Genomic DNA, 13,904 nt, shown 5'->3' on the forward strand with positions numbered 1-13,904 from the left:
ACTTTTAAATCTTATTTAACTAAACTATTTCTTAATCTATTATTTTTACATTCTACTAATAAAGTATATTTGAATATTTTTGTAAAAAACAGATATATAGTAATAGGTATATGTGTTTATTTATATACTTTCACAGATTCTGATAATCATAAAAATTTATAAATTAGTGTAACTATATTATACATGTGAGAAAAAATGGCAAAAATTGGAAAACTATGTGGCTGCAGTTCTTTGATAGCTATAGGCGCTTTCCTGTTTGGCGGTGGATTAGCTGGAATTGTTAAAGTAGCATCACCAGAATTTCCACTTTACTTGGGCGTATTATTAATGCTAATAGGTACTTTATCAGCTTCAGTCACTTTAGCTCCAGATAAATCTCAAGAATACTGAGTTTCTCAAAAGTAAGTTAGATTTATTTATTTTATTAACGTTTTTTGAAATATGAAGTTACTAGAACCTTTTTCTATTAAAGATGTTGAACTAAAGAATCGAGTAGTAATGTCACCAATGATAACTAATTTAGCTACACCCGAAGGTTATCCTACCGAAGAACACATAATGTATTTTGTTAGAAGAGCTTCAGCTGGTTTACTAATAACTGAATACACTTACGTAAACAAAGTTGATGCAAGAGGTTCACCAAATCAATTAGGATTATATGATGATGAATTAATACCAAAATTTGCTAGATTAACAGAAGCTATACATAACATGGACTCTAAAATTTTCGTACAACTTGTTCATGTTGGAAGAAAAACTAGAAAAAACCTAATTTGGGGAAATCAACCTATCGCGCCATCAAATATACCTCTTTTAGATCCCGTTAAAGAAATGACAGAAGATGATATAAATAGGGTCATAATGGACTTTGTAAAAGCATCTGAGAGAGCTGAAAAAAGTGGATTTGATGGAATTGAACTCCACGGAGCTCATGGATACTTAATTGCTCAATTCTTATCGCCAGCAACTAATAAGAGAGAAGACAAGTATAGAGATGGAGTAATTTTCCTAGAAGAATTAATAAAGGAAATTAAGAGAATAGTTAGTATTCCAGTTGGAATGAGAATATCTGTAACAGAATTTGATCCTCAAGGATTAACTCCCGAACTTGTTAGCAAAATAGTGAAAAGAGTAGAGCATTTACTAGATTATGTACATCTCTCAGCAGGAAGAGATGGACCATTAGGTGGTTCTTCATCATTTTATTATCAAAGACCAAGTTACGTAGAAGAGGCAAAAATTGTTAGAAAATCAGCCAATTTACCCTTGCTTTTAGTTGGTTCAGTTTCAACAGTTGAAGATGCAGAAAAAGTTCTTGAGGTAGCTGATGCAGTAGTCTTAGGAAGACAAATTCTAGCTGACCCAGATTGGGTAGTAAAAGTTCAAAAGAATTTGCCAATACGTCCATGTATAAGATGTAATCAATTATGTAGATTATTATCTACAAGAGAAGTAAGATGTGATGTAAACCCAGAATTAGGTTGGGAAATATTGCAACTGAAGAAAGGAGAAGGAGAAGTGAAAATCGCTGGCGGAGGAGTGATGGGTTTAGAGATAGCAAGGGTATTAGCTTTAAGAGGATTTGATGTTAAACTATATGAAAAAAGAGATAAATTAGGTGGTCAACTAAATGAAATAAAAGATCCTTGGAAAAAGAATGAATTCTTACGTTTGATTGATTATTATGAGAAAGAACTAAAAAGACTTAACGTTAAAATATACTTGTCAAGGGAAGAGAAAGATGTAGACATTGTAGCTATACCCAAAGAAAGACAACCAGAATTTAAGGAGTATAAAGGCCTTAGAATATTAATAAATTCAAACCTTTACGCTTACCAAGATTATGTGTTTGAGTGGATAAAGTATAATGAAGTGTACGTGACGGATAACGTATTTAAGGGCTTAGATAGAAATAGAAGTTACTTACTTCAGCAAAAATATAAAGAATTAGGAGTTAACATAGTGAAAGAGAAAGTTAACGCAGATATAGTAATTGACGACATTAGAAAAAATCAACCTTCAATAGGTCAATCTATATCTAGAGGCTTTTGGCTAGCCATGAATTGGAACACTAGTCTCCTCTAAAGGTTTTTTAGCCGTCTCCTTAAACATTATGATCGCTATTATATCTGCTATAATACATATAGTAGCGAAGAATAATAAAGAATGTGAGAAACTTAATTCTTTTTCTAAAATAGGAAAATAGAAAGTGCCTAACACACCACCAATTCTGCTCACTGCAGTTGCAAATCCCTGACCACTCGCCCTCACTGAAGTTGGATATAATTCTGTTGGATAAAATAATGTTACAGCTCCAGCCCATTGCTCAAAAGCTACAAAGGTCATAAAATATGGTACTAAAATACTTCCAGATAGATGTAAGAGAGCTCCTACGTAAAGAAGAAGACTCATTAAAGATAATCCGATAATTAATGTCGGTCTTCTTCCTATAGGATCTATTACATTTATAGCTATTAGATAACCTATTAATGCTCCTATCGATATTGCTAAAGTACCTAATACAACTTCGTATTTGGAAGGAAAAGCAAACTGTTCTAACAAATAAGGATAGTAAAGTCCTATTCCGTAAGAGGCAACATCAAACAAAAACCATACTGAAGTAACAAATAACGTCACTATTAAGAGCCTCCCCTTAAATATGTCTATAAATGATGATGCACCTTTAGTTTGCAATTGTCTTTCTCCTTTTTCTTTACCAACAGCTATTAACCATCTTGGTGACTCAATTAATTTTAATCTGAGTAATACTATAGGGATAGAAATTAATGCTCCAAATAAAAATACATATCTCCAGAAATAAGGACCAATAGGCAGAAATGCTAGAGTAACTAAACTAGATATTGCTGTCCCTACCCAATACATCGATATAGATCCTACTAGATATTTTCCTCTTGTTAATGACGGAGATAATTCACTTAATATCGTACTACTTATTGGATAATCTCCACCAATTCCGAAACCTAGAAATAACCTTGAAAGAAATAGTTCCATAAAACTATTGGACAAAGCGGTTAAAATTCCAAAAACTAAAAAGAAGAATAAATCTATTCCCATTAATTTACTTCTTCCCAGTTTATCTGATAAGAACCCAAAAACAATTGATCCAGGAATCATGCCGATTAGTGAAGACGCTACGAGTAATCCATATTCACTAATAGTTAATGAAAGTTCTTTAGATATTATAGTTGCAGCAAATGATATTATTGATAAATCGTATCCATCTAATAAAAACCCTCCAGAGCTTACAAAAAAGGCTCTAAGCTTTACTCCTAAAGGGATTTTTTCAAAGCTCACAAATATTCTCAACACATTATTCCTAAAAAGTTTTGACGGTTTAAATATTCTGATTTTTATAATTATAATTAATTATTGTAGAAATGAAACAAATTTATTAAAAAGTTAAATATTTGCTTAAATAACATTTTATGTATGACCATTTATGGAGAAATTCACTGACTACCTTATAATTGGTAGTGGAATAGCTGGATACAGTGCTCTAAAAGAATTAGAGAAAGAGAACGTAATAATGGTTACCTCTGATAGGTATTATCCTTACGACAGACCACCATTATCAAAAGAATACTTGAGAGGAAAGATTGATAGAGATTCAATATTTTTTGAACCGGTAAGTTACTATGAAAAAAGAGAAAATTTAAGAGTAATTTTGAATAAAGCAGTAGAAAGAATAGATCCTAAAGAGAAAGTAGCAGAACTTAATGATGGTTCAGTAATTCATTTTGATAAAGCCTTAATAGCTACTGGTGGAAGGCCTAGAAGGTTAAACATACCTGGAGAAAACTTACAAGGAATCCATTACCTTAGAACATTAGATGACTGTGACAGTTTGAAGCAAGAAAAAGGAAAGGAAGCAGTTATAGTAGGAGGAGGCTTTATTGGTATTGAGGTTGCCTCTAGTCTTACTATGTTAGGAGTAAAGACTACTGTAATAGAGGTTAAGCCTTATATTTGGAACACTTTCGTGGATGAGAAGATATCAAGATTAATACAAAATTACTTCGAAAAACATGGCGTTAGTTTCGTACTTAATGAAGGAGTTAAAGAATTTCTAGGAGATAATAAAGTAAATAAAGTCGTTACACAAGGAGGCAAAAGTTTAAACGCTGACTTTGTTTTAATTGCAGTTGGTATTCTACCTAATGTTGAAATTGCACAAAAAAGTGGTATTTCAGTAGAAAATGGTATAATAGCAAATGAATATTTGGAAACTTCGGCGAAAGATATTTATGTCGCTGGTGATGTTGCTAACATTTATGATCCTTCAATTGGGAAAAGAAGGAGAATAGAACATTGGAATAATGCAGATTATACTGGCAAACTTGCTGCAAAAAATATGCAAGGAAAAAAGGAAAAGTATAATTTCCTCTCAACAATTTGGTCTGACATATTTGATTTGCATATAGAATCTGGCGGTGAGACAACAGATTACGATGAATATATAATTAGGGGTAATTTCTCCATTGACAATCCTAATTTTAATGTAATATACTTGAAAGGAGGAGTTATAAGAGGATATGTGGCTATAAACAGAAATTATGAGGAGCTTTCAGCTTTAAATAAATTAATCATGGCAAAGGCATACGTTAATAATAAGAAGAAAGAGTTAGAAGACGAAAGTTATGATTTAAGCAAATTAAGTTTATAAAGAATCTTGCACTCTATTTTTTATGTATATTGAAGGACTACGTGCAGTTAGTGGAGAAGGAGAGTACATAAATGATTTACCAGACTTACCAGGAACTTTGTACATGACTATTTATAGAAGTCCAATAGCTCATGGGAAAATAAAGAAAGTTGATGTCTCTGATGTTTGGACTCATGGTGGACTTGCATTTGGACCAGAAGATTTACAGAAAGTTATTATTAATCCTTTTCCTAATACTATAGATGCTCCTATAAACTATTTCCCCTTTGCTAAAGATAAAGTAAGATTTGTGGGAGAACCATTAGCTGTAGTATTAGCTAAAGATCCTTACAAAGCTATAGATCTATTAGACTACGTTAGTGTTGAGATAGATGAACTTCCACCAGTTATCTCAATAGATGACGCATTAAAAAACGAAATATTAGTGCATGAAGAGCTAAAAAGTAATGTTGCAATGCATAAAAATATGCGTTTTGGTGACACAGTTAAAGCTTTCTCTGAATCATCAGTTATAATAACTCATTCATTTAAATTTGGTAGACACTCTGCTTTACCTCTTGAAACGTATGGACTATTAGTTAAATTTAGCGATGAACTTCAAGTTTGGGCAAATGTGCAAGGACCTATGTTACAAGTCTACTTCTTAAGTAGAGCATTAAACATTCCATTAAATAAGATTAGACTTTTCTCTCCAAGGGATATCGGAGGAAGTTTTGGAAATAAATATTCTTTATACCCTTACATTACTTTAGCTGCAGCAGCATCTAAACTTTCTGGAAAACCAATAAGATGGAGTGAAAGTAGAACTGAGAGCTTTATTGGTAGTTCGGCTGGCGGTGAAAGAAAAGGGATGGTAGAAATTGCATCGACGAAAGATGGAATAATAAAAGGGATTAAATACACTTTTTATGAAGATGTAGGAGCATATGTAAGACCTCCTGAGCCTGGAGTATTATTTAGAGTTCAAGGTAACTTAAACGGAGCTTATGATATTAGAGCAATTGAAGCTGAATATTACGTTGTTCTTACAAATAAATCTCCAACTGGATTAAATAGAGGTTATGGGGCACCACCATTTTATTTTGCATTAGAGACTGCAATAGACAAACTAGCTGATGAACTTGGAATTGATCCATTAGAGTTAAGACTAAAAAACTTGATTAAAACGTTTGATAAAGAAATTGATGGCCAGAGGTTTTATGAGACTGTTAGTGGTGGGCTTTACCCAGAACAAGATTACGTGAGAGTAGTAAAGGCAATAGAAGATGAATACAATAAATGGAAAAATGTGAAAAGCGTAGGAGTCGGAATTGCTGTTATAGTTGAGCCTAGTGGTACTAATTTAGCTTATGTTGATTTAGCCTTAAACAAAATTAGAAATCCTCATTCAGCCTCTGGTGATTATGTTATTATAAGCCTAAATCCAGATGGTTCAATTAACGTTTTTGTAAATGGAACAAATGAAGGACTAGGACATGAAACTACAATAGCCGAATATATTTCTAAAGAACTAGGAATTGATGAAAGCTCAATTCACGTGGAAAATAGAGTAGATACTACACAACCATGGAATTTAGCTAGTGGAAGTTACTCTAGCAGATTTACTCCAATAGTTATGAATGCTGTTAAAATAGCTGTTGAAGAACTCAAAAATAGGTTATCTGAATTAGCTAAAAAATACTTAGAGACAGACAGCGTAATTTTTGAGAATGGTAAATTTTATGACGAGAAAAGACAGAAAAGTGTAGATATAAAGAGATTAGTCTCAGCTTATCATTGGGATCCTAGTTCATTTAATTATGATAAAGCATTATCTGTGACCTCTTACTTTTACTCACCCCTATTAAAGCCACCCCAGGACAATAGAATAAACTCTTCTTTAGGTTATGCTATTCAAGCTCATTTAGCCATAGTTAAGAAAGATGAAGTAACAGGTGATTTTAAGATAATAAAATATTTGATAGTACATGATGCCGGAAAAATTCTAAACAAAAACTTATTAGAAGGCCAAATGTATGGAGGATTATTACATGGTATTGCATTAACTTTTTATGAAGAGCTTAAGTATGATGAATTAGGAAATCCATTAGTTACACTCTTTGACTCTTACGAATCTCCAACTTTATCAGAAGTAATAGACATGGAAGTTGAGTTAATTCACTTTGAAACACCAGCAAAGTACTTACCATTAGGAGCTTATGGAGGAGGAGAAGGACCTATAATGGGGGCACCAGCAGCTATTGCCAATGCTGTATCGAGATTATTAGGGAAAAGAATTAGTGAAGTGCCAATCAGGGTGATAGAATGAGTTTTGTTTTAGGCATACCTAGAAATTTTAAGTACGTAAAGGTAAATTCGTTAGATGAAGCGTTAGAGATGCTTAAAGAAGGCGCAAAAATTCTTGCTGGCGGGCAAAGTCTTTTTCCACTTTTAAAACTCAGAATTTTGAGTGTTGATAATCTAGTTGATATAAATAACCTTGATTTAAGAGGAGTGAAGGAAAATGAAAAAGAAATAGAAATTTTCTCCTTAACAACACATAACGAAGTGGCATCAAAAGTTAAAATATTATCAAAAGTAGCATTTACTATTGCAGACTATCAAGTTAGAAATAAGGGAACAATTGGTGGATCATTAGCTCATGCAGACCCAGCAAGTAATTATTATCCAGCATTAATGGTCTTGGATGCTAAAGTGAAAGTGAAATCAAAGAGAGGAGAAAGAGTAATTGAAACAAAAGAACTGTTTAGATCTCCATATACTACTTCTCTAAAAGAAGATGAAATTATAACAAGCGTGATAATTCCAAAAAGTGAAAAAACAGTATTTAGTTATGAAGTATATAAGAGAGGAGGCTCAGCATATCCAACAGTGATAGTAGCTGTAAGTTTGAAAAATAACAAATATAAAGTGAGTTTTGGAGGAATTTCAGAAAAACCATTATTAATAGAGGGCAAAGTAGAAGATAAACCTAAAGAACATGTGATAGAACAACTGAGAGAAATAAAGGCTATATCTGATATACATGCCGATAGTAATACTAGATTGAAATTAGCTGAAAGGTTATTTATTTCTGCGTTTAATAGAGCTCTTGAAGGAAAATCAGATGAAATAAATTTACAACCAATGGATATACAGTGGAAAAGCCAGCCATTAAAGGCGTATAATAAAGTAACCATAAAAATTAAAGTTAATGGAATTGAAATAGAAGATGAAGTAGAATCAAGAACATTACTTCTTGATTTCTTAAGAAAGAATGGATATAAAGAGGTTAAAAGAGGATGCGATGAGGGAAAATGTGGTGCTTGTACAGTTTTAGTTAATGGAAGATCTGTTAAATCTTGTTTAACGTTAGCTGTACAAACAGTTGGACAGGATGTAAGAACTGTAAAAGGATTAGAAGATATAAAACCTTTACAAGACTCATTTGTACAAAATTATGCTATGCAATGTGGTTATTGTACCCATGGATTTCTCATGGTAACTTATGACTATTTAAAGAACGTAAAGAAAAAAGAAGATGAATTGTTAAAATATAGCATAAAAAATATCTGCAGATGCACAGGGTATTTTAATATTATAAAGGCAATTAAGAACGCTTCCTTGAGTCAATAAACTCTTTCATTCTCCTTTTAGCTGACTCTGTCTGAGATAATAACGCTAATTCCATTATAGCCTTTTCAACTAGCTTTTTGTTCTTTTTAAGCCATCTTTTAATCGTTTTTATAGAGTAGAAATCAAGCTGATCTATTAATGAAAGTACTCTATTAACTTCTTCATATAACTTATCATCTGGTACCACATAGTCAATTAATCCCAAAATTTTAGCTTCTTCAGCTGTTATTGCTTCTCCAGTAAGAATTAATCTATTTATTTTTCTTCCTAATGCAAAAGGACCTATTGATACGGCCATAGGAGGAATTAAACCTAATTTAGCCTCTGGGATAGAAAACTTAGCTGAGTTAACAGCTACAGTTACATCACAGAATAATAATATTTCACAACCTCCGCCATAAGCTAATCCATTTACTGCACATATTACAGGTTTTTCAGTCTCAATTAAAGCTTCTATAGCCGAATATAAAGTTAAGAAGAACTCTTTTGCTTTCTCGGCATTATCTAGCTCATACATGGCATAAATATCGTCGCCAGCAGAAAATGCCCTCCCAGTACCAGTAATTACAATAGCTTTTGTATTGTCTTCATTCGCCTTTTTTAAATACTTGGCTAAAGAGTCCCAGCTTTCCTTATCTAGTGCATTAAGCCTTTCTGGTCTATTAAAGATTATCCATGAAACACTATTTCTTTTTTCGTAAATCATAATAAGAGTATATTCTTTCTCTCAATTTAATTTTGCTTATTTAAAATCACATTAAAATAAAACTTAAGTGATATTAACTTATGGAAACGTTAAAAGAAATATTTAATTTCGATTTTTCTATTTATTGGAAAGAAGCTGAGGAAATAAATAATAAAATTAAGAATATCTTAGGCTCTGAGTTTCCATATGCGTTAACTGAACGTAAAAGACTCATACTTTATTCAATAGTTAAACATATCAATCCCAAAACTGTTGTAGAAACTGGGGTTGGCCCGGGAGTTTCTACTACGATTATTTTGTCAGCTTTAGATAAAGGAATTCTCTACTCTATAGATGTTAGAGACATTCTTGAAAATAAAAAACCAACAGGTTTTCTAGTTCCTAACAATTTAAAGAATAAATGGAGATTATACATAGGAAAAAGCAAAGATGTATTACCTGTTCTTTTGAATCAATTAAAGGAAATTGATATTTTTCTTCATGATAGTGAACATACTTATGAAAACGTTATGTTTGAATTAGACTTAGCTTGGAATTATTTGCGTAAAAATGGAGTATTACTCATAGATAATTTAGATTTTACTGAAGCTCCTTATCATTTTTCCAAAGAAAAAAGAGTAAAATTATATAAAATAGATAAGGAAGCAGGAGGATTAGGATTAGTACTAAAAAGTTAATGCTTAAAACATAAGTGAATTTTTTAAATAATTTTCCTAGAGTATAAAGTAATGGTAGCAATTGTTGACATTGGAATCACAAGATTTGGAAAAAGAAAAGAGAATATATTCGAATTAGCAAAAGAATCAACACAAAATCTTCTAAAATATAATATAGATTTTGTTATTATTTCAAATTCTTATTCTGGTGAATTTAATGAGATTTCTGGTATCAGTTCTTTGCTTACTACTTATCTAAACATAGACAATATACCATCATTAAGAGTTGATAATACAAGTGGTAGTGGAGGTTCTGCATTACTAATAGCAAAGTCCTTGCTTGAAGCTAAAGAAGCTAACGTTGTTCTGGTATTAGGAATCGAAAAAATGTCAGATAAGAAAACAAAAGAAGTTACTAAGATAATATCTTCTTTATTGCCTCATGATGAACGTATAGCATCTTTACCTTCACTTGCATCATTATCGGCGTTAGAATATATGAAAAAATTTAATGCACCAAGAGAAAGTATTGCTCAAGTTGCCGTAAAAAATCATTATAATGGTTCACTAAATCCTTATGCACATATTCAAAAAAGAGTAACATTAGAAGAAGTTTTAAACTCTCCAATTATCTCTGAACCTCTTCGACTTTATGAATATACACCTATAAGTGATGGGGCGGCTGCTGTTGTTATGGTAAGAAATGAGGATGCATTAAGTTATACTTCTAAACCTGTATATATTAAAGGAATAGGTACCAGTAATTATACGGCTTACATAAGCGAAAAAGAAGACTTTATAACATTACCAGCTGTTGTACATGCATCAAAGAAAGCCTTTAGAAAAGCTAAGGTCGATAAGATAGATTTTGCTGAGCTACATGATATGGCAACGATATTAGAAATTATTCAATCAGAAGATATAGGGCTATTTAAGAAAGGAGAAGGATGGAAAGCTGTAATGGAAGGAATAACGTCTCTCCAAGGGGAAATTCCTATTAACCCAAGCGGCGGATTGAACTCTAAAGGACATCCAATAGGAGCTAGTGGGATAGCTCAAGCTGTTGAGGCATTTTTACAGATAAGAGGAGAAGCAGGAGAAAGACAAGTTAAGAATGCTAGAGTTGGTTTATCGTTAAGTATGGCTGGTTATGGAAATTCAGCAACTGTAATCATTTACGGTGACGAACCTTGATGAAGTGTATTAATTGCGGATATATAACTCACGAAAGGATAAAATGTCCTAAGTGTGGTGGTAATTTAATACAAATATTTGAATTAAAAGGAGAAATATTATATTCTTGGAAATTAAATGTGACACCGGAGGGACTAGAAGATAGTTATTATTTAAATTTAGTAAGAGTGGAGGACGGTAAAGTATTATGCAAATCAGAAGAAAAATTTAAAGAAAGAGATATCGTTATTGTTAAAAATCATGGCGAATGTGTTAAATATGCCTAGTTATTCTCTCTTTTCTAATCATCTCATCAAATTCTTTCAGTGATTTTTCAATGGACTTCTTAATTGATGATACAATAGGTTTCTCTTTTTCTCCTTCATATTCTATTTGAACATCTAAATTTTCATTAATTTCAATCTTTCCACTTCCAGTAGGTTCACTACCCATATACATCATATCAATCTCTTTCTCTCTAGGCAATTTAATTATTCTAGGTTGGAAAAGCATAACATAAGAGATTTTTACTGGTGAAACAAATTTTCTTACCTTTGCTTCTGCTGGAAAAACCGAAAATATTGATGGAATTTCACCATAAACATAGAATACATTCTCTTCTTCTGAAGGAAATATAAATTTAAAAGGAGTAAGATTCTTAAAAAAGAATACGTGGTCTGATAGTATATTATATACTACATCTCTCTCATGAGAAGTTATAATCTTGATAGAGACTCTCACAAATTATAACTAGTATAAGAATTTTTAAATCTTTCAATTATCTGTTTACTTACCTTATTATTGCTATTATATATTTTTCATCTTAAAACTGATCACTATTTATCAAAATATCATAAATGTATTAAAATGATTTAAAAGTATTATGAATAATGTTTACGATAATACCTATATAAATGAAAAATTTTTAAGGTAGTTTAAAAATTAATTAGTGTGCTTGAAAGTAAGAAGTTTATGTTAGGTAAAGTTGATTCTACATTTTTCATTCCAGATAAAATAACATATTTTAAGTTAAAAAGAAAAAGTAAGATATATCAAGGCATAAGGGTACAATACTCCAGAATATTTGGCCCATATATTGGCGGTGTTATATTATCACAAGACTTAGATACTCTGATAGATTTAGCTATAGTTTCCTTTTTAAGAAATACACTTTTTAATTTACCGTTTGGTAGTGCTATAGGATATATTAACGCTCCTATTACAGAAGAAAAAATAGAACTGATAAACCAATATATTCAGTATGTTAGAAGTAATTTAGGTATAGATATTTTACTACCCGACGAAGGAACAATGGATTTGGCTGATGTATTTTATGCAGAGTTAAGCAAACTCGATGAAAAATACTCAACAAACATATTATTCTATGACAACTTATCTTATGCAATAGGAATAATCACATTAATAAAATTTGCATTAAAAGGAAATTTTAATGTAAAAATTGGAATTTTTGGAAATAATCCTGCAAATAATGAACTTTTTAAGTTACTTGAAAGTCTTGGTTCTGAAGTTAATTATGCAAATTTAAGTTCTGAAACTGATGTTCTCGTTATAACTAGTGGAAAGAAAATAATTAACACATTTAACGAGAATATAATAAGGGCAAAAATATTAGTTGAAGGAAGCGATTTAGCTATAACTTATGATGCATATAATAGGTTAAAGAAGAGAGGCATAATTGTGATTCCAGATATACTTAGCAATGTAGGTAAAATATTAGGAGTATACCTTAATTGGGTCAATTTCAAAATAGGAAAAATAAAATTTAATGAAGATGAAGTTATAAGATTTATTTACGAGAGAATTAACAAAGTATTAAGAGACGTAATAGAAGAAAATAAAAAATACAATGATTTAAAAATGAGTTGTGTTTCTTTAGCTTTAACCAAGATAAGCAATACCTATAAGAGAACCTATGGGAACTTGTGATGTTGTACCTACATATATTACTTCTGTTACAGTGTTACCTTGAATTAAAACTACGTTTTCATTAAAACCTTCAATAGAAGTATAAAGAGTTAAATTCCCAGAAAAGCCTAAGCTATTAACATAATCCCTTGCGTATGTTGAGGATTTAAATATCATCTTTATGTAAATTAACCAATCCGAATTACTATCCACAAATCTATAGTAATATTCTTTTTCCAGTCCTTGTACACCTTGATTAGTTACATAACTGCTATATAAGCTCCAATGCCCACCAAGATACTGAGAAGGATTAGGTGGCTGAATTACTTGAGGGGAAGATGATAAACTAAGTATTCCTAGCGAGAGAACAGCGATTATAACAACTGCAACACTAATAACATATATTAATCCTTTCTCCATTTTTTCACCTTATTATATATAATATCGTATATCCTCTTAATAAATTTTTATATATATATTTATATTAGTATGCAGATATGGTTAAATATGAATCTTTGTTTGTTATTGGATTTTAATTAGTTTAATCTTCTTTAACTCAGTTTAATTATTAATTATAATTATCAATATGTTAACGGAGACAACCAGTAATATCTAATTTGTGAATATTTTAGCAAAAAATAATTTTAATAGTATATAAACACCAAGAATATCCATTATAACAAAAACTATTGAACCAGCTGCTGGTAGTTCATATCTAGGATAAATTGAATAAGGAGAGGCATAAAGAGGATTAGCAATAATCCACATATATGATAAAAATGAATCTCCAATCATCCATAAGAAGAATAAAAAAATAATGTAATTTACAGAAAAATTTTTCATTGAACTTCCTACCAGCACACCAGATATAGTTAGAGAAATAACATCAATAATCCAAATTGGATAAAGTGAGGTTGCCAGATCAAAAAACCATGGTAAATGCCAAAAAACTATAATAGGTAAGGCTAAGACGAGGTACACTTTAGGTAGACTATATGACGATTTATGTGCAATGAAAATTGATACTCCAAGTATTAGATAATGTAATAACATTGGAATGGAAGGAGATAAAGATAAAAACTTAAAAGTAAATGGTATTACAAGAATTATATCAAGAAAAATTAGATAAAAAAATTTATTCATT

At 31.1% G+C, this 13,904-nt stretch carries 14 protein-coding genes; 9 read left to right on the forward strand and 5 right to left on the reverse strand.

Features of this window, described 5'->3' with window-relative positions:
* Positions 1 to 195 precede the first annotated feature (195 nt).
* Together ACAM25_RS05230 and ACAM25_RS05235 are read left to right on the forward strand one after the other, a co-directional pair.
* The gene (locus tag ACAM25_RS05230; RefSeq protein WP_369611277.1) at positions 196 to 390 is read left to right on the forward strand and encodes a hypothetical protein; all 195 of its coding nucleotides are present in this window, start codon (positions 196 to 198) and stop codon (positions 388 to 390) included.
* Between the two features lie 51 nt (positions 391 to 441).
* Positions 442 to 2,085 carry an NAD(P)-binding protein gene (locus ACAM25_RS05235; protein ID WP_369611278.1) on the forward strand — a complete coding sequence of 548 codons (1,644 nt, stop codon included), beginning with the start codon at positions 442 to 444 and terminating at the stop codon, positions 2,083 to 2,085.
* Here ACAM25_RS05235 and ACAM25_RS05240 read toward each other — a convergent pair.
* Positions 2,053 to 3,315: an MFS transporter gene (locus ACAM25_RS05240; protein WP_369611279.1), complete on the reverse strand. Its 1,263-nt coding sequence runs from the start codon at positions 3,313 to 3,315 to the stop codon at positions 2,053 to 2,055. The two genes, ACAM25_RS05235 and ACAM25_RS05240, sit on opposite strands and share 33 nt — an antisense overlap.
* A gap of 145 nt (positions 3,316 to 3,460) precedes the next feature.
* Between ACAM25_RS05240 and ACAM25_RS05245 the strand changes: the two genes are divergently transcribed.
* From ACAM25_RS05245 to ACAM25_RS05255, 3 genes are read left to right on the forward strand one after another with little or no spacing between them, the layout of a single operon-like run.
* A complete protein-coding gene (locus ACAM25_RS05245) occupies positions 3,461 to 4,684 on the forward strand; it encodes an NAD(P)/FAD-dependent oxidoreductase (RefSeq protein WP_369611280.1) in 1,224 nt (407 codons plus the stop codon).
* Between the two features lie 22 nt (positions 4,685 to 4,706).
* The gene (locus tag ACAM25_RS05250) at positions 4,707 to 6,992 is read left to right on the forward strand and encodes a xanthine dehydrogenase family protein molybdopterin-binding subunit (protein ID WP_369611281.1); all 2,286 of its coding nucleotides are present in this window, start codon (positions 4,707 to 4,709) and stop codon (positions 6,990 to 6,992) included.
* The gene (locus ACAM25_RS05255; RefSeq protein WP_369611282.1) at positions 6,989 to 8,299 is read left to right on the forward strand and encodes an FAD binding domain-containing protein; all 1,311 of its coding nucleotides are present in this window, start codon (positions 6,989 to 6,991) and stop codon (positions 8,297 to 8,299) included. Before ACAM25_RS05250 ends, ACAM25_RS05255 begins: the two co-directional genes overlap by 4 nt.
* Here the strand turns inward: ACAM25_RS05255 and ACAM25_RS05260 are convergent.
* Entirely contained in the window at positions 8,274 to 9,005 is a 732-nt protein-coding gene (locus ACAM25_RS05260; RefSeq protein ID WP_369611283.1) for an enoyl-CoA hydratase/isomerase family protein, read from the reverse strand. The genes ACAM25_RS05255 and ACAM25_RS05260 overlap by 26 nt on opposite strands.
* A gap of 80 nt (positions 9,006 to 9,085) precedes the next feature.
* Between ACAM25_RS05260 and ACAM25_RS05265 the strand changes: the two genes are divergently transcribed.
* The 3 genes from ACAM25_RS05265 to ACAM25_RS05275 are packed head-to-tail and all read left to right on the forward strand — an operon-like array spanning position 9,086 to position 11,121.
* Complete coding sequence (locus tag ACAM25_RS05265; RefSeq protein ID WP_369611284.1) at positions 9,086 to 9,682, forward strand: class I SAM-dependent methyltransferase; 597 nt, start codon at positions 9,086 to 9,088, stop codon at positions 9,680 to 9,682.
* 51 nt (positions 9,683 to 9,733) lie between these two features.
* On the forward strand, positions 9,734 to 10,855 hold the full coding sequence (locus ACAM25_RS05270; protein ID WP_369611285.1) for a thiolase family protein: 1,122 nt from the start codon (positions 9,734 to 9,736) through the stop codon (positions 10,853 to 10,855).
* Complete coding sequence (locus tag ACAM25_RS05275) at positions 10,855 to 11,121, forward strand: hypothetical protein (RefSeq protein ID WP_369611286.1); 267 nt, start codon at positions 10,855 to 10,857, stop codon at positions 11,119 to 11,121. The genes ACAM25_RS05270 and ACAM25_RS05275 overlap by 1 nt, the downstream gene beginning before the upstream one ends.
* Here ACAM25_RS05275 and ACAM25_RS05280 read toward each other — a convergent pair.
* Positions 11,108 to 11,575, reverse strand: coding sequence for an STK_08120 family protein (locus ACAM25_RS05280; RefSeq protein WP_369611287.1), 468 nt, complete (start codon positions 11,573 to 11,575; stop codon positions 11,108 to 11,110). The two genes, ACAM25_RS05275 and ACAM25_RS05280, sit on opposite strands and share 14 nt — an antisense overlap.
* Positions 11,576 to 11,785: 210 nt before the next feature.
* Between ACAM25_RS05280 and ACAM25_RS05285 the strand changes: the two genes are divergently transcribed.
* Positions 11,786 to 12,781 (forward strand): Glu/Leu/Phe/Val dehydrogenase dimerization domain-containing protein, encoded by a 996-nt coding sequence (locus tag ACAM25_RS05285; protein ID WP_369611288.1) that lies wholly within the window; start codon positions 11,786 to 11,788, stop codon positions 12,779 to 12,781.
* Here ACAM25_RS05285 and ACAM25_RS05290 read toward each other — a convergent pair.
* Both ACAM25_RS05290 and ACAM25_RS05295 read right to left on the reverse strand, forming a co-directional pair.
* Positions 12,734 to 13,180 carry a hypothetical protein gene (locus ACAM25_RS05290; RefSeq protein ID WP_369611289.1) on the reverse strand — a complete coding sequence of 149 codons (447 nt, stop codon included), beginning with the start codon at positions 13,178 to 13,180 and terminating at the stop codon, positions 12,734 to 12,736. The genes ACAM25_RS05285 and ACAM25_RS05290 overlap by 48 nt on opposite strands.
* A gap of 192 nt (positions 13,181 to 13,372) precedes the next feature.
* Positions 13,373 to 13,903, reverse strand: a complete 531-nt coding sequence (locus ACAM25_RS05295) for a DUF1404 family protein (protein ID WP_369611290.1) — start codon at positions 13,901 to 13,903, stop codon at positions 13,373 to 13,375.
* Between the last annotated feature and the right edge of the window lies 1 nt (position 13,904).

Origin of the sequence: Sulfurisphaera javensis, assembly GCF_041154675.1 — an archaeon.
Lineage (GTDB): Archaea > Thermoproteota > Thermoprotei_A > Sulfolobales > Sulfolobaceae > Sulfurisphaera > Sulfurisphaera javensis.